Below are 16,857 nucleotides of genomic sequence, written 5' to 3' on the forward strand. Positions count from 1 at the left end.
CCGGACTACCCGGCGCAGCCACCACCACAGGCCCCACCGGAGCCACCGTCACCACACCCAACGCCGCAACGGCCGCCAAGGCGAGGTGGAGGAGTCGTCTGCGCGTGCCAGTGGACATCGTCGTCCCTTCAGTGTTCAACCGGGACGCCGTCGGCGTCGGTCACGGGGTCGGCAGGCGAGCGGTGTCGGCTGACAGCCCGACCCGATGTCACGCACATGAAACTATGACCAAGCAAGACGGGTCAAAGCTAAATGTGAGCGCTAACTTTGAGCACCCGGCCGCGGTGGAGTCCGACCAGGTCTGATCAGCGCGCCGCATCGCGGCAACAGCCGGGAAGTTGCTCCGTTCAGACCACTCGGCGGCACTTGCCCGCCGACGAGGCCCGCAGCAGCCCACCGCGCCGATCGGCGGCAGGCTCACTCGAAGTGCTAAAAACGCTCACGCCGACTTTAGCCGCCCCCGCCTGCGGCGAGTCGAACGACGTTCGACCTCTTTCACGCCACGAAGACGAGGCCGCCTCCACTGTGGACAACACCGGGCGCGCCGCCCTGCGCCGAACCGCATTAGGACTTTCGGGTGACGCGAGGCGCACGAAGACGCGACTCACCTGCACGAAACAGTTGCGTTACGTCTTGACCGACCGTGTGCCATCGTTCACAGTCTGAAGGGCACGACCGACCCTTGCGGCCGTGGTTGCCGCGCCCGAATGCGCTTCCCTTCACCAGGAGGCTTCGAGGCTAATTTGTTAGCGCTCACACGAGTGCGCCTCGGTTCGCTTCGGCTCGTGCGGACATCGACGGCTTCCCCTGCCACCGCGGGCACCCGGGCCTGCGGTGTCCGATCCGAAGGACACGTGATGAACCATTCGACACGAGCGGTCATTCGACCGGTGCTCACGCGCCGGTCGAGAACAACGGCGTTGCTGCTCGTCGTAGGACTGATCGCCACCATGATGGCGGTGGCGTTCCAAGACTCGGCCAGGGCGGCGGGCACGACGCTGGCCGCCGCGGCGGCGGAGAAGGGCCGGTACTTCGGCACCGCGGTGGCTGCGGGCAGGCTCGGCGACTCGACCTACGCCGGCCTCCTCCAGCGCGAGTTCGACATGGTCACGGCCGAGAACGAGATGAAGATCGACGCGACCGAGCCGAACCAGAACCAGTTCACCTACGGCAACGCCGACCGCATCGTCAACCTCGCCCGGTCCCAGGGCAAGCGGGTGCGCGGTCACACCCTGGCGTGGCACTCCCAGCAGCCGGGCTGGATGCAGAACATGTCGGGCAGCGCCCTCCGGTCCGCGATGCTCAACCACGTCACCAAGGTCGCCTCCTACTACGCCGGCAAGATCTACGCGTGGGACGTGGTGAACGAGGCGTTCCAGGACGGCAGCTCCGGCGCGCGGCGTGACTCCAACCTGCAGCGCACGGGCAACGACTGGACGACTACAACACCGACGACTGGACGCACGCCAAGACCCAGGCCGTCTACCGACTGGTCCAGGACTTCAAGCAGCGCGGCGTGCCGATCGACTGCGTCGGCCTCCAGTCGCACTTCAACGCGCAGAGCCCGGTGCCGGGCAACTACCAGACCACGCTGCAGAACTTCGCCAACCTCGGCGTCGACGTCCAGATCACCGAGCTGGACATCGAGGGCTCCGGCTCCGCGCAGGCGGCGAACTACGAGCGCGTGGTGAAGGCCTGCCTGGCCGTCACCCGCTGCGCCGGCATCACCGTCTGGGGCATCCGCGACACCGACTCGTGGCGCGCCTACGGCACCCCGCTGCTGTTCGACGGCAGCGGCAACAAGAAGCCCGCCTACACCTCCACCCTCAACGCCCTCAACGGCGGCACCATCCCCCAGCCGGGCCCCATCGACCCGAGCGCGTGGTACGTGCTGGTGAACCGCAACAGCGGCAAGGCGTTGGACGTGTACGGCAAGGCCACGACCGACGGTGGTCGCATCGCCCAGTGGAGCCGCAACGACGGCACCAACCAGCAGTGGCAGTTCGCGGACTCGGGCGGCGGCTACTACCGCGTCAAGTCCCGCCACTCGGGCAAGGTGCTCGACGTGCCGAACTCGTCGACCGCCGACGGTGCCGCGGTCCAGCAGTGGACCGACCACGGCGGCACGAACCAGCAGTTCCGCGCGGTCGAGTCGGGCGGCTACGTCAAGCTGATCAACCGCAACAGCAACAAGGCCGTCGAAGTCCAGGGCTCGTCCACGGCCGACGGCGCGAACGTCGTCCAGTACACGGACTCGGGCGGCGCCAACCAGCAGTGGCAACTCGTCCGGGTCGGCTGATCCGGCACCGTCGTGGCACGGCGGGGGACCCGGTGTCCCCCGCCGTTCGCCATCCCTCGAAGAGGAGCACGGCCATGGTCGGTGTCGCCGCCGCCACGATGCCGGCCAGTGGTCCCGCGGCAGCCCTCGACGCGGCACGCGCGTCGGCGGCCACCGCCCTCTGCGAGGACGCGGGCGGCTACCGCAGCCGGCCGCGCAACCGCCCGGGTCTGCCGACCCGGCGCGACTCCTCCTGCTGACCGACCCGGAGCCCTCGCACCCAGTGCGGGGGCTCCGGTCTTCCCCACGCCGCACCGAAGCGGCGGATAGGAGCAGCCATGTCCGTCCCCGATGAACTGCCGCGGCGCTCCGCGCGCAGACGTGGCCGGTTGTCACGGATGGCCGCGGTGATGGCCGCGGTCGTGCTCGGCGGGTTGATGGTCGTCTTCGGCTCGGCGACCAGCTCCGCCGCCACCGTCGACACCAACGCCTGGTACGTCCTGGTCAACCGCACCAGCGGCAAGGCCCTGGACCTCTACAACCGCGCCACCACCGACGGCGGCCGCATCACCCAGTGGACCCGCAACGACGGCACCAACCAGCAGTGGCAGTTCGTCGACTCCGGCGACGGCTACTACCGCGTCAAGTCCCGCCACTCCGGCAAGGTCCTCGACGTGCCGAACTCGTCGACCGCCGACGGGACCGCGATCCAGCAGTGGACCGACCACGGCGGCACCAACCAGCAGTTCCGGCTCGCCGACTCCGACGGCGGGCACGTGCGGCTGATCAACCGCAACAGCAACAAGGCCGTCGAGATCCAGAACGCCTCCACCGCCGACGGCGCCAACGTCGTCCAGTACAGCGACTGGGGCGGCGCCAACCAGCAGTGGCAGTTGGTGAAGCTGGGGACGACCCCGACCAGCACCACGACGACACCGCAGCAGCCCGGCGGGCAGTACACCAACCCGGTGGTGTGGCAGGACTTCGCCGACGTCGAGGTCATCCGCGTCGGCGACACGTACTACATGACCGCGTCCACCATGCACTACTCCCCCGGCGCGCCGGTCCTGCGCTCGTACGACCTGGTCAACTGGGAGTTCGCCGGGCACTCCGTGCCGTCGCTGGACTTCGGCACGAAGTACGACCTCAGCAACGGACAACGCGCCTACGTCAACGGCATCTGGGCGTCCACGTTGCAGTACCGGCCCAGCAACAGCACGTACTACTGGGCCGGGTGCATCGACTTCAACGACACCTACATCTACACCGCGACCAGCGTCGGCTCGCAGTGGACCAGGCACGCCCAGATCGACAACTGCTACTACGACGCGGGCATGCTCATCGACGACAACGACACGATGTACGTGGCGTACGGCAACGGCACCATCAGCGTGGCCCAGCTCTCGGCGGACGGCCGCACCCAGGTCCGGGCCCAGCAGGTGTTCCAGACGCCGTCGAACATCGGCACGCTGGAGGGAGCCCGCTTCTACAAGCGCAACGGCAGCTACTACATCTGGCTGACCCGTCCCGCCAACGGCCAGTACGTCCTCAAGGCCAGCAACCCCTTCGGGCCGTACACCCTCCGCCAGGTGCTGCTCGACCTGCCCGGTCCCATCTCCGGCGGCGGCGTGCCGCACCAGGGCAGCCTGGTGCAGACCCAGAACGGCGACTGGCACTACATGTCCTTCGTCGACGCCTACCCCGGCGGCCGGGTGCCGGCGCTGGCGCCGATCACCTGGACCGCGGACGGTTGGCCGACGCTCCAGACCGTCAACGGCAGGTGGGGGGTCAACTACCCGTCACCGCTGCCGCCGCGGCCGGTGAAACCGCTCACCGGGACCGACACCTTCACCGGCACCACGCTCGGCCCGCAGTGGGAGTGGAACCACGACCCCGACACCACCAAGTACTCCGTCAACAACGGGCTGAAGCTCCAGACGGCCACGGTCACCAACGACCTCTACGCCGCACGCAACACGCTGACCCACCGCATCCAAGGGCCGACGTCGACCGCCACCATCGAGCTGGACTACAGCACCATGCGCGACGGTGACCGGTCCGGCCTCGCCATGCTCCGCCAGTCGTCGGCGTGGATCGGCGTCAGACGCGACAACGGCCAGACCCGCGTCTCGATGACGAACGGCCTGGCCATGGACAGCAGCTGGCGCACCACCAACACCGGCAGCGAAGCCGCGAGCGCGAGCATCAGCGGCGGACGCGTCTGGCTGCGCATCAACGCCGACATCCAACCCGGCGCCAACCGACAAGCCCGGTTCTCCTACAGCACCGACGGGGTCAACTTCACCGGGCTCGGCCCCGCCTTCACCCTCAACAACGCCTGGCAGTTCTTCATGGGCTACCGCTACGGCATCTTCAACCACGCCACCCAGGCCCTCGGCGGATCCGTCACGGTGAGCAAGTTCGACCTCACCACACCCTGACACCCGGCCACGACGGGCAAGCGGCGCGGCGGCACAGGAACCGCCGCGCCGCGCTCGGTGGTCAGCTGACGTTGGCGTAGTACGAGTGCACGTCCAGCTGCCCGTTCCCGGTGAAGACCTCGGTGCCGTGCTGCACGCTGGTGAGGTACTTCTGGTTGCTCAACCAACCCCGGTTGACCAGGTGCGACGTGAAGTCGCGCAGGTTGTACGTCGCCGAGTTGGTGTTGCTCGTCCGGATGAACGAGTAGACCTCCCAGCCGATGTTGCCCCGGTACAGGTCCCAGGTCGTGCCGGCGATCGACACGGTGGCCTGCCGCGTGCCGACCGGTCCGGCGCCGCCGGACCGGTAGGTCCAGATCATGATCTCGTCGGACGGGTTGGTGGTGCCCGGGTTGGACATCGGGTGCAGCCACAGGTCGTAGGCGACGTTCATGACGTTCGCCGTGTTCTGCTTGACCGTGTAGCTCGCGCCCGTGTTCACCGAGCGGTTGTCCGACAACCGGACCGGCAGGCCCGTGCCCGACAGCTTGTTGCCCCAGTGCCAGCCGAGCACGGAGCTGGCGTAGGACTTCACCGAGGTCGGCCCGCCGCTCCAGTCCCAGGCCGTGCCCCACGAGATCGAGCCGCCGGACGACACGTCCCACACGCACTGCCACCCCTGGCCCGAGTCCTGGCCCCACACGTTGTTGTTGACCCAGTACTTGCCCATGGTGATCGTGTAGAAGTCGTCACAGCTGCCGGCCGCCTGCGCGGTGCCGGTCGTCGGCAAGGTGAGTGCGGCCGCAGCCAGCACAGCTACCATGAACCTTTTGAGCACGAAGGTCCACCTTTCTCTTCGAAATTCGGCGGTTAACGCGAGCGAAACGCTACGCAGCGCTTTTCGCGACTGTCAATATCGAATGACAGGCGAATTCCGAGTCGAATCGGTGGACTTCTCTGGTCGATTTCCGTCGAACAATTCCGAACAGGCGCCCACCGGGATCCGGGATTCTTCGAATCACCGTCGAAATACCCGGTGGGCGCGTGCCGGTCACCCGGTCAGGCCGGGGTGCGCAGCGTCCACTGCTGGTTGGGCTGGCCGGAGCAGGACCACAGGACCAACTTCGTGCCGTTGGCGGTGCCGTAGTTGTACGCGTCCAGGCACAGGCCGGACAGCACGTTGGTGATCGTGCCGTTGGCGTTGACGTTCCACTGCTGGTTGGTGTCGCCGTGGCAGTCCCAGATCGCCACCTGCGTGCCGTTGGCCGTGCCGCGGCCGTAGGCGTCCAGGCACTTGGTGCCGTAGACGACCAACTGCTTGTTGGCGTTGTGCGTCCACGACTGGTTGGTCTGGCCGTGGCAGTCCCACAGCTGCAGCTGCGTGCCGTTGGTGGTGGTCGAGCCCGGCACGTCGAGGCACCGGCCCGACGCCGTGCCGACGACCTGCTTGCCCTGCGAGGCCACCGGGTCGCCGATGCTGCCCGGCACGGCGCGCAGCGCGTTGTACCAGGTCGCGGCCATCTTGTCGTAGCCGGTCGCGGTGGGGTGGACGCCGTCGATCAGGTCGGCCGTCGTCAACGCGGAGTACATGTCCACCAGGCGCACCCGCTTGCCCGCGTTGACCTTGCCCTGCACCATGCCGGGGATGGTGGCGTTGAAGTTGCGGGCGGCGGTGTTCTGCCCGGAGTTGGCCAGCGGGATGATCGTCGCGACGAACACGTCGGCGTTCGGCACGGTCGCGGTGATCTTGTCGACCAGGGCCGACAGGCGGCCGGGCGCGCCGGACACGTTGTAGTTCTGCAGGATGTCGTTGGTGCCGATGTGCAGCAGCACCGTGCGCGGGTTCGTGTTCCGCAGCCACGTGACGACGTTCGCGTCGATCTGGTCGATGCGCCAACCAGGGTGGCCCTGGTGGTCGTGGTCGCCGAGCTGGCCGGGACCGTTGAACTGCGAACCGACGAAGTCCACCCGGTAGCCGCCGGACCCGAACCGCTGCCACAGCCCGATCCGGTAACCGCCGGGCACCTGCGTGCCCTCGGTGATCGAGTCGCCCAACGGCATGACCCGCACGCCGCCGTTGGACTCCGCGGCGGCCTGGCCGGCCGGCAGCAGCGCGGCGGTAACCAGCGAGGCCGTGATCAGGGCCGCGGCACGGGCGGCGAATCTGCTGAGGCGTTGTCGCACTTGCACTCCTCGGGTTGAGCCGCGGTCCGGCACGGCGTGCCGGACCGCTGTCGAGTCACGAACTCTCGTGGTGGTGGATCAGCTGACGGCCCACTGCTGGTTGGCCCCGCCGTGGCAGGTCCACAGCTGCACCTGCGCCCCGTTGGCCGTGGACGCGTTGGACACGTCCAGGCACAGGCCGGACTGCGCGCCGGTGATCGTGCCGTTGGCGTTGACGTTCCAGCGCTGGTTGGCCTGGCCGTTGCACGACCAGAGGACCGCCCTGGTGCCCGCGCTCGTCCCCTGGCCGTAGGCGTCGAGGCACATCTGGCCGGAACCGGCGGACACGGTCAGCTGGCCCGAGGACGTCCGGGTCCACGTCTGGTTGGCGCCGCCCTGGCAGTCCCAGATCCGGGCCTGCGCGCCCGCCGTCCCGTTCGGCACGTCGAGGCACTTGCCCGCGCCCACCGCGCGCACCGCGCCGTTCGGGGTGGTGCCGCCGCCGGTGGTGTACCCGGCCGCGATGACGTTGGCCTGCACCGCGTTCTCGGTCGCGTCGGACGGGTAGCCCGCGACCATGGCGCCCTCGTAGAAGGTGCCCGCGCTGAGGTTCGCGCCGCCGTCGGGCTTGCAGCAGTCGCCGCCGCTGCCCAGGATGATGGCGCCCTGCTTCTTCATCGGGCTGTACCCGTTGGGCAGCGCGCCGTCCCACAGCGTGGTGAGGTTGCCGACCTGCGCGTCGCTGCCCTTGAGCGCGAACCGCGTGGTCCCGTTGTTCTTCAGCATCGCCGTGACGAACTTGCTGGTGAAGGCGCGCTGGTTCGGGTTCCACGACTGGCTGCCGCCGGGGAAGAGACCCCACTCGAGGTCCGCCTGGACCCAGGGACCGGTGCCGGAGCAGCCGCCGAACCAGCACTGCGTGCTGAAGTTGATCGCGTCCATCGCGCCGGCCGCGTCGGCCTTCCGGGTCGTCTCGCTGTTGCCGTAGTCGAAGCAGCAGCCGCTGTTGACGTGCGTGCCGCTGGTCACCATGTACATCCCCTCCGGCTGGGCGCCGGTCGGCACGCCCGTCAGGTGGCCGTCACGCCAGTAGCTGTTGCCAGGGTTGATGTAGAGCGAGTAGGCCTTGCTGCCGCCGACCGCCAGCGACTCGGAGGTCGCGAGCGCGGGCCTGCTCTGGGGCGACCCGGGCACGACGTCCGAGCCCTGGTACCAGAGGTCGTTGCCCCGGCCGGACTGGTCGTAGACCACCGTGATGACGCAGGTGGTGCCGGCGCAGAACGAGTCCTGGGTCGCCGCGTTGGCGGTGCCGCCCGCGGCCAGCAGGCCGATGTCCCGCGTCGTGTTGTCCGACGAACGTCTGACCTGGTAGAGGTTTCCGGCGTACGCGCCGTAGAGCGCCCGCGTCGTGCTGTGCGCGGCCACGCAGGGCGTGCCACCCGACGCGTAGATGTCGCACGGTCCGGTGCCGGCCGCCAACGCGGTCACCGGCGCGGACCACGTCGTCAACGCCGCGGGCAACAGCGCCAGTGCCATCACGACACGCGCGCGCACCACGGCCCGCGAACGCCACCAACGCTTCACGGGCCCCTGCGGGGAACCGGGTAATGGCTGCATTTTCACTCCTACGACGATGTGGGAGGGCAGGGTGTGCGGCGGCGGGCGCGCACCCGGTCGCGCCGGGTGCGTGAAGTGCCGGAACGATTCGGTGCAGACGGGTTTCGAATCGATTCGACTGCTGCGACGGTAGGTGCTAAAACAGCGCTAAAGCAACGGTTTCGACACCCGGGCCGCTCCCTCTCGTGCCATTCCCGAAAAGCGTGGCCACGCCGTCTAGACGGTCTGCCGGCGCCAGTGCTGGTTCGTCCCGTTGGTGCAGGTCCACTGGACGAGTTGAGCGCCGTCGGCGGTCGCGCCGTCGGACACGGTCAGGCACTTGCCGCTGTGCTGGGCGACCAGCCGCACGTGCCCGGTGCCCACGTCCTCGAATCGCCAACGCTGGTTCGTGCCGGAGTTGCACGTCCACTGCACGACCCGGACCCCGTCGCCGGTGGCCGACGTGCCGCCGTAGACGTCGAGGCACTTCCCGCTGCCGACGTTGACGACCTCGTGCTGACCGCCGCCGACGTCGCGCACCCGCCAGCGCTGGTTGGTCTGACCGTTCGCGGCCCACTGGACCACGTTGCCGCCGTCGGCCGTCGAGGCGTTGTAGACGTCGGCGAGCTTGCCGCTGTGCCGCGCGGTGAGCGTTTCCGCGGTCGGCACCGGCACGGTGGTCTGCGGGGTGAGCCGGTAGAGGCCGGAGCCGTGCGCGGGCAGCGAGCGGGACAGGGTGCCGCTCACCGTGCCGAGGCTCGCGCCCGACCACAGGTCCGTCACGGTGGCGGAGCCGATGCCGAGCTCGGCGAGCGAGGCCGACACGGTGGCCGTGCCGCTGCCCCGGTTGAACAGCGCGAGGTACTTGTCGGTGCTGCCGGGCGCGTTCGCGGTCCACGCCGTGTGCGTGCCGCTGAAGAGCTGCCGGTTGCCGGTGCTGTGCTGGTCGACCGCCAGCACGGCGGCGTTGGTCATCAGCGCCAGCTCGGACGCCCGGTTCTGGGTCAGGTCACCGCCCCACATGAGCGGCGAGCGCGTGATCGACCACAGGGTCATCAGGGTGCGCTGCTCGTCGGGGGTCAGGTTGGAGTAGCGCGGCGAGCCGACCGGTCCCTGCTGCGACAGCCGTCCGATCGGGATCATGTCCGGGTCGGGCCACGCCCCGGGCCTGCGGTGCGGCGTCCACGCGTGCAGCCGCTCGAACAGGGCGTCCAGCCCCGGCCAGTCGTCCCACAGGTCGTTGACGATCCGCCACATGTTGGCGTTGTCCGCGACGTGCGTGCCGTTGCCGGTCGACGTCGGGCCGGGCGAGAGGCTGAGCACCATGGGTCGGCCGCTGCGCTGGATAGCCAGCTTGTAGCCCTCGATCTCGGCCTGCCGGTAGGTGGGCGCGGCGATGTCGTCGACCTTGACGTAGTCCACGCCCCACGAGGCCAGCAGCTTGAACTGGGCGTCCAGGTAGGCCTGGGCGCACGGGTTGCTCATGTCCAGGCCCCAGTTGAGGTTCAACCAGGCCGCGGTGGTGTTGTTCTCGATCTCGTTCGCCCGGCAGCTCGTGCCGGGCACCGGGAGGTTGTCGGCGACCACCTGGCGCGGGATGCCCCGCATGAGGTGCACCCCGAACTTCAGACCGCCCGCGTGGATGTAGTCGGCCAACGGCTTGAACCCGTTCGTGCCGGCGGCGGAGGGGAACCGGGTGGTGTCGGGCCACAGCAGGCCGCCCGCGTCCGTGCGCAGCCTGGGCTGGAGGTTCGCGTCCTGGCTTGGCGCGCCCGAGCCGCTGCCGGGGCGGTACCAGGCCCAGTCGATGACGATGTACTGCCAGCCGTGCTGCTTGAGGTTGTCCCTCATGTAGTCGGCGTTCGCCTTGACCTGGGCCTCGGTGACGTTGTTCCAGTTGAACGAGTCGTAGCTGTTCCAGCCCAGCGGCGGAGTCGTGGCGACCCCGTTGTCCCAGGCCGACGCGGGCTCCTCGGAACCCGACGTGAAGGTCGTGGCCAGCAGGGCCGCGGCGGCGAGCACCACGCCCGCCCGGCGCGAGGACGATCGGACTCCACCCACGGGTGCTGCCTCCTGCTCGTCGTCGAGAGGGCGCTCCGCCGATCACCGGGTTGTTCACGCTCACATCGAACGGTCTCGCGCAGGTGATCTGCAGCGTCAAGTCTGCTGGCGGCCCTGAGGGGAGTCAAGGTCGGCCTGCCCGTGAACGCTCACATGGCGCAGTCGTGGGCACGACCGGCGCGCGGAGGCCGGTGGGCCCCGGCCTCCGCGCTGTGGATCAGTTGCGCACGCTCCACTGCTGGTTCGTGCCGCCGTGGCACGACCAGAGGTGGAGCAGGGTGCCGTTCGCGGTGCCGTTGCCGCTGGCGTCCAGGCACAGCCCGGACTGCACCCCGGTGATGGTGCCGTTGGCGTTCACGTTCCACTGCTGGTTCGTGCCGGTGTGGCAGTCCCAGATGATCGCCGCGGTGCCGTTCGCGGTGCCGGCGCCGCTGGCGTCCAGGCACTTGGCGCCCACCTTCAACTGCTTGCCCGCGGTGTAGGTCCACCGCTGGTTGGCGCCGCCGGCGCAGTCCCACAGCCGGGCCTGCGTGCCGTTGGTGGTCGCGTTGGCGACCTCGGCGCAGCGCCCCGACTGGGTGCCCACGAGCATGGCGTTCTGCGGGCCGGTGGTGGTGCCGCCGCCGGGACCGGCGTTGGCCATCACGGCCTGCGCGCCGGCCGGCCAGTTGCCGTTGCTCACCACGACGTTGCCGGACACCACGTTGCCGCGGTCGCCGTTGGTCACGTTGGTGCTGTTGTTGGTCGACCAGTTGTTGGTGACCGTCCAGTTGCCCATGTTCTCGCCACCCCAGTAGTTCGCGGTGGCCCACGTGCCGGTGTTGTTGAAGACGTTGCCCGTGACCGAGTAGTACTTCGAGCCCTCGTCGAAGTAGACCCCGAAGTACCCGTTGGTCCGCTGGCAGTGGTTCCCGCTGATCGAGGCGCCCGGGTTCCACGACAGCGTGTAGATGCACCCGCCGTCGTTCATCTGCTGCATGACGTCGTGGACGTAGTTGTTGATGAGCCGGTTGTTGGACGCCGTGGTCGCCGTCGTGTAGCGCGGCTGGTAGTTGTAGAGGCCGCGGTTGGCGTAGTTGTTGTTGCCGCCCGCGTCGTTCGCGCCCCAGCCGTAGCCGATCGACATGCCCGAGTACGGCATGTTGTAGACCTCGTTGTTGGCCACGGTGGCGGTGCTGACGTAGGTGTTCAGCACCGAGACGTTGCCCCGGTACTCGATGCCCAGGTCATGGATGCGGTTGTAGCTGACGGTGATGTCCCGGTTGACCATCCGCTGGTCGCCCGGGTGGTGCGCGTCGGCGCGCACGCCGCCGACCACGATGCCGCCCGCCGAGCTGCGGGCGATCTCGGACCGCGTGACGGTGATGTTGCTGGCGCCCAGGCCGACACCGCTGGCGTGGGCGTTCGCGTCGTTGCCGATGCCGATCGCGGTCTGCCCCAGGTTGACGAACTGGGACTCGCTGAACGTGATGTTGTTGGCGGCGGAGACCTGCACGGCCGCGGGCATCTGGTTCCAGTGCGGACGGGCCGCCTCGAACTGGGTGCAGCCGTTCTGGCACGAGGTCAGCCGGTCGGCCGGCCAGTTCCAGTTGCCCGCCATGTAGGCGCCGGTCTGCTGGTCGGCGTAGCCCTGGTTGCTGCTGGGGCCGAGCCAGCTGGTGCCGGTGAACGTGATGCCGCTGAACGAGATGTGGTGCGCCGGCGCGTCATACGTGCCGCCGACGTCCACCAGCGACTGCAGCACCGGCAGCTCGACGCTGACGGTGCTCATGTTCTGCCCCGCCAACGGGATGTAGGACAGCGCGCCCGTGCCGGGGTTGAGGTACCACTCCCCCGGCGAGTCCAGGAACTCGTAGGCGTTGGCCAGGTAGAAGGGACCGGCCCGGTGCGGCTGGGTCAGCGTGTCGTACCCGAAGGTGTTGTTGTTCCACGCGGGCTGCTGCATCGTGAGGAAGTTCCCGCTGATGCTCTGCACCGGCGAGTACCGGTCGGTGAACGAGTTGACGCTCTCCACCTCGACCCGGTTCTGGTTGCCCAGGTTGTTCAGGTAGTTCAGCGCGGAGTTGGAGAACCTCATGCCCGTGCTGGTGAAGCTGAAGTCGGCCCGGTTCACCTGCGCGCGGGCCCGGGTCGCGACCGCGCCGTTCACGTACAGCTGGCGCGAGTCGATGCCGGTCGGGACGGTGGCGCGCCAGATGTTCCGGCCGGCGTCGACCTGCGACCAGCCGGTGACGGCGCGGGCGCCGCTGATGACGGGACGCGCGGACGGCGCCGCTTGCCACAGCACGCGGTAGCCGTTGTTGCCGGAGTCCGCCGCGGTCAGCCGCAGCGGCTCGGAGAGCCGGTACACGCCGTCGGCCAGCTGCACGACGATGTCACCGGACATGCTGCCGCTCTGCGAGCGCACCGCGGCCTGGGCGGCGGGCAGCGCGCACGGCTGGGTGGCCGAACAGCTGGTGCCGGTGCCGGACGGCGAGGCGTACAGGGTCGTGGTGGCGGCGGACGCGGGCGGCGCGAGAGCCACCGCCGCGGCCGCCGCGGTCAGCACCACGGCGGCGACGCCGGTCGACACCGGCCTTCGCACCGCGGCGGAAGAGGACGCAAACAAGGAGACCTCCTGACTTGGAGTGTGGTGCGACGCCCGGTCGAGGTGTCGGGGTGGCACTTCGTGGTGACGCGGGCGTGCCGGCCGGGTACGCCGCCGAGGAGGGGACGTGTCCGGCCGGACGCCTCGCGTCGAGCGGCGCCTAACGGGGAAGCGGTGGCTCGTCTCCGGGACGCGGCACGGCGGCGTCGGGGGTCAGGTGCCACACCTCGTGCATCGGCTCCCAGCGGACGGCGGAGCCGGGGTCGGTCGGCGACTCCTGGCACGGGTCGGTCAGTGCCCACCAGCGCTGCGACTCCGGGTCGGCCGCGATCCGCGCCTGGTCGGCGTCGTGGTCCTCGCCGGTGTACTCGTAGTAGCCGAAGAGCAGGTCGCCGTGCAGGAAGATGGTGAAGTTGCGGATGTTGGCCTCGCGCAGCATGCGCTCGACGGACGGCCAGACCGCGGCGTGCAGCCGCAGGTAGTCGTCGCGTCGCTCCGGGCGCAACCGGGTGACCATGCCGTAACGTTGCAAGCGGTCCACATCGGACTCCTAGAGGTCGCCCCACCCGCCGGACCACGGCGCTGCCGCCGACGGCTTCCGCTGCGTGAACCGTGCGGCGGGGATCGAAGGCTCCGTGCGCACGCGTCGAGATGACGTCTGACGATCAGCCGACCGATGCCGGTGAAACAAAACCGACATCATTTCATCATACGAATGACGTATTCGCAAGAGAAGCGCGGCCGTTCGACATCGTTGTCGGACCACTCCGGTCGGGTCAGGACCGCAAGGGGTGCAGCTGTTCCGGCGGCGTGACGACGCCCTGCACCACGGCCAGCAGGCGCTGCCCGGCGCGTTCCGGCCGGACGTGCGGGCCTTCGGTCACCGGGAAGGCGAGCAGGGGGCGGGAGCCGACGATCGCGTCCTCGTCCACGCGGATGCCCAGCCCCGGGCTGTCGCCCAGGACGAACGCGCCGTCCTCGACGTGGAGGTCGATCGAGAGCCCGGACGGCGGCTGCAGGTCCTGCAACTCGCTGACCAAGTGGTTCGGCACGGACGTCGCGGCGTGCAGCAACCCGACCGGGGTGTTGCCGATGGGGCTGACGGGCAGGTCGTGCGCGTGGGCCAGGGCCGAGACCCGCAGGAAGTGCGTGACGCCCCACCCCGCCGCGGTCTGGACGATGTCGATCGCGCCCGTCGAGATCAGCGGGCGGAACTGCTCCAGGCCGGTGAGGTTCTCGCCGCTGGCGACCGACGCGCGGACGCCGCGACCGACGGCCGCGTGCCCCTCCGCGTCCCACCGCCGGACGGGCTCCTCGATCCAGATCAGGTCGAGCGTCCGCTCGAGCTCGCCGACGTGGCGCACGGCCTGCTTGCGGGTCAGCGCCTCGTTCACGTCGAGCATCAGACCCGGTCTGGTGCCCCCGCCGGCGCTGGTGAGCACGTCGCGCACCAGGATGAGGCGGTCCCGGTCCCGGTCGACGTCGAGGCCGCCTTTGAGCTTCGCCACGCGCAGGCCGCGGTCGGCGTAGGTCTCGTACAGGGCAACGAGTTCGTCGTCGCCCAGGCCGATGTCCACACCGGAGGCGTAGGCGGGCACGCGGCGGTCGCGTCCGCCGAGGAGTCGCCAGAGGGGTTCGCCCGCGGCTTGCGCCTTGATGTCCCAGAGGGCGGTGTCGAGGGCGCCGATGGTGCCGAACACGGTGCCCGCGTGGCCCGCCTTGAAGGTCTGGCGCAGCATCCGGTCGTAGAGGGCCGTGACGCCGCGCGGGTCTTCGCCCTCGATCGCGGCGAAGATGGAGTCGATCTCGACGTGGGAGCCGAGTCCGACGCCGGTGATGCCGACGTCGGTCTCGACGAGCACGATCGGCACCCGGACGAGACCGTCGGCGAAGACGCCGTTGGCGTCGCCGACCGGACGGCCCCAGTCCTGGACGGTGGTGAGGGTCCGGTAACCGGTGATGCGCATGTCAGCCCTTCGTGGCCCCTGCGGTGACGCCGTCGGCGATCTGGCGCTGCAGGAACAGGTAGACGACGAGGACGGGTATCGCGGCGATCAGCACGCCGGAGGCGAACACGGGGATGTCGTCGGAGTACTGGCCGCGCAACGAGGTCACGCCGACCATCAGCGTGCGGTTCTCCGCGGACGGCATCATGAGCAGGGAGATGAGCACGTCGTTCCAGCAGAACAGGGCGTTGAGCACGCCGACCGACAGCAGTGCCGGCCTGCCGATCGGCAGCATGATCCGCCAGTACACGCCGTACACGGTGTTGCCGTCGATCCGCGCCGCGTCCACGATCTCCGGCGGCACGGTCGAGTAGTAGCTGGTCATCAGGAAGACCGTGAACGGGAGGAACTGCGCCACGTACGCCAGGATCAGCCCCGGGTACGTGTCGACGAGGCCGGCGTCGGCCATGATCCGCGCCAGCGGGACCATGATCACCTGGAACGGGATGAACAGCGCGGCGAGGATGCCCAGGAACAGCACCGACGAGCCGCGGAACCGCAACCGGGCGAGCGAGAACCCGGCCATCGACCCGAACAGCAGCAGCAACGCGACCGAGCACGTCACCACGATCAGCGAGTTCACGAAGTACCGGGACATCCCGACGCTCGTCCACGCCTCGACGACGTTGGCCCACCGCAGCGAATCCGCCAGCGAGAACCGGTCGAGCACGTACTCGCGGCGGGTCTTCACGGCCACGTTCGTGGTGAACACCAACGGGTAGACCGTGGCCAGCGCCAGCGCGACCATCGGGATCGCGACGAGCCACCTCGTCCAGCGTCGGCCGGCCATCAGTCCTCCCGGCCCGCGCGGCGCAGGACGGCGATCTGGGCCAGCCCCACGACGAGCATGATCAGGAACAGCGCGGTCGCCGCCGCGGACGCGAGCGCGGGCTGGTTGAACTGCCCCTGCTGGACCCAGATGTAGTACTCGGGCAGGTAGGTGGAGCCCTCGGGGCCGCCGCCGGTCATCACGAACAGCAGGCCGAACATCGACGTCAGCATGCCGATCATCGTGGTGACGAAGACGAACTGGATCGTGCGGGTCAGCGCCGGGACGATCACGTGCCGGATGGTCTGCGGCAGCGACGCGCCGTCCACCTTGGCGGCGTCCAGCAGCGACGGGTCGAGCGCGGCGAACCCGGCCAGGAACACGACCAGCGCCATGCCGAACGTCGCCCAGACGTGCACCCCGACCACCGCGAAGATCGCCACGTCCGGGTCGCCCAGCCAGTCCACCGGCCCGAGCCCCACGCCGCCGAGCAGCGTGTTGAGCGGACCGTCGTAGGCGAGCAGCAGGGTGAAGATCGCCCCGACGATCACCGGCGAGAGCACCGCCGGGAAGAAGTACACGCCCCGGTACACCCGGTGCCCCGGCACCCGCAGGTAGATGAACGTGGCGAGCAGCCCCGGGATCGCCACCGCCACCGGGAGCAGCAGCACCAGCAGGCCGACGTTGCGCAACGCGGTGCGGAACAGCGGGTCGCCGAACAGGGTCAGGTAGTTGTCGAAGCCGACCGGCACGCCGTTGCGGTCGCCGTCACCGGTGAAGGAGAAGTTCACCCCGAGCAGCAACGGCCACAGCCGCAGCACCACGATGATCAGCACGGCCGGCGCCAGCAGGACGAACGGCGCCAGGCGCTCGGCCCGCGACCCGCGACGGTTCCGCCGCGTGGCCGGCCTCCCCGGTCGCCGGGCCGTCGTGCCGGCGACCGCCTCCACCTCGTTCCGCTCGGCCACCATCGGGCG

Annotated in this window: 12 protein-coding genes and 1 pseudogene; 4 read left to right on the top strand and 9 right to left on the bottom strand. The window is 69.4% G+C overall.

The window, feature by feature from the left end:
- Nucleotides 1-953: 953 nt before the first annotated feature.
- The 4 genes and pseudogenes from ADK67_RS11680 to ADK67_RS11685 all read left to right on the top strand — a co-directional run.
- Nucleotides 954-1,771, top strand: a pseudogene (locus tag ADK67_RS11680) (endo-1,4-beta-xylanase); the annotation flags it as partial.
- 153 nt (nucleotides 1,772-1,924) lie between these two features.
- Entirely contained in the window at nucleotides 1,925-2,299 is a 375-nt protein-coding gene (locus ADK67_RS52430; RefSeq protein WP_442974133.1) for an RICIN domain-containing protein, read from the top strand.
- Nucleotides 2,300-2,373: 74 nt separating this feature from the next.
- Nucleotides 2,374-2,538 (top strand): hypothetical protein, encoded by a 165-nt coding sequence (locus tag ADK67_RS50715; RefSeq protein WP_157620172.1) that lies wholly within the window; start codon nucleotides 2,374-2,376, stop codon nucleotides 2,536-2,538.
- 78 nt (nucleotides 2,539-2,616) lie between these two features.
- Nucleotides 2,617-4,719, top strand: a complete 2,103-nt coding sequence (locus tag ADK67_RS11685) for a family 43 glycosylhydrolase (RefSeq protein WP_053716430.1) — start codon at nucleotides 2,617-2,619, stop codon at nucleotides 4,717-4,719.
- A 61-nt stretch (nucleotides 4,720-4,780) separates the two neighbouring features.
- On the opposite strand, the gene ADK67_RS11690 is transcribed toward ADK67_RS11685, so the two are convergent.
- The 9 genes from ADK67_RS11690 to ADK67_RS11730 all read right to left on the bottom strand — a co-directional run bounded on the left by ADK67_RS11690 (nucleotide 4,781) and on the right by ADK67_RS11730 (nucleotide 16,851).
- Nucleotides 4,781-5,536 carry a GH12 family glycosyl hydrolase domain-containing protein gene (locus tag ADK67_RS11690; protein WP_197289407.1) on the bottom strand — a complete coding sequence of 252 codons (756 nt, stop codon included), beginning with the start codon at nucleotides 5,534-5,536 and terminating at the stop codon, nucleotides 4,781-4,783.
- Nucleotides 5,537-5,757: 221 nt separating this feature from the next.
- A complete protein-coding gene (locus ADK67_RS11695; RefSeq protein WP_231648137.1) occupies nucleotides 5,758-6,882 on the bottom strand; it encodes an RICIN domain-containing protein in 1,125 nt (374 codons plus the stop codon).
- 78 nt (nucleotides 6,883-6,960) lie between these two features.
- On the bottom strand, nucleotides 6,961-8,397 hold the full coding sequence (locus tag ADK67_RS11700) for an arabinofuranosidase catalytic domain-containing protein (protein WP_082403418.1): 1,437 nt from the start codon (nucleotides 8,395-8,397) through the stop codon (nucleotides 6,961-6,963).
- A 297-nt stretch (nucleotides 8,398-8,694) separates the two neighbouring features.
- Nucleotides 8,695-10,518: an alpha-galactosidase gene (locus tag ADK67_RS11705; protein WP_082403397.1), complete on the bottom strand. Its 1,824-nt coding sequence runs from the start codon at nucleotides 10,516-10,518 to the stop codon at nucleotides 8,695-8,697.
- A gap of 217 nt (nucleotides 10,519-10,735) precedes the next feature.
- Complete coding sequence (locus ADK67_RS53520) at nucleotides 10,736-13,090, bottom strand: ricin-type beta-trefoil lectin domain protein (RefSeq protein WP_053716433.1); 2,355 nt, start codon at nucleotides 13,088-13,090, stop codon at nucleotides 10,736-10,738.
- 175 nt (nucleotides 13,091-13,265) lie between these two features.
- Nucleotides 13,266-13,646 (bottom strand): L-rhamnose mutarotase, encoded by a 381-nt coding sequence (locus ADK67_RS11715; protein ID WP_231648138.1) that lies wholly within the window; start codon nucleotides 13,644-13,646, stop codon nucleotides 13,266-13,268.
- Between the two features lie 235 nt (nucleotides 13,647-13,881).
- Complete coding sequence (locus ADK67_RS11720) at nucleotides 13,882-15,072, bottom strand: mandelate racemase/muconate lactonizing enzyme family protein (protein WP_053716434.1); 1,191 nt, start codon at nucleotides 15,070-15,072, stop codon at nucleotides 13,882-13,884.
- A 1-nt stretch (nucleotide 15,073) separates the two neighbouring features.
- Complete coding sequence (locus ADK67_RS11725; protein WP_053716435.1) at nucleotides 15,074-15,901, bottom strand: carbohydrate ABC transporter permease; 828 nt, start codon at nucleotides 15,899-15,901, stop codon at nucleotides 15,074-15,076.
- Entirely contained in the window at nucleotides 15,901-16,851 is a 951-nt protein-coding gene (locus ADK67_RS11730; protein WP_082403398.1) for a carbohydrate ABC transporter permease, read from the bottom strand. Before ADK67_RS11730 ends, ADK67_RS11725 begins: the two co-directional genes overlap by 1 nt.
- Nucleotides 16,852-16,857 lie beyond the last annotated feature (6 nt).

Origin of the sequence: Saccharothrix sp. NRRL B-16348 (assembly GCF_001280085.1) — a bacterium.
Taxonomy (GTDB): Bacteria; Actinomycetota; Actinomycetes; order Mycobacteriales; family Pseudonocardiaceae; genus Actinosynnema.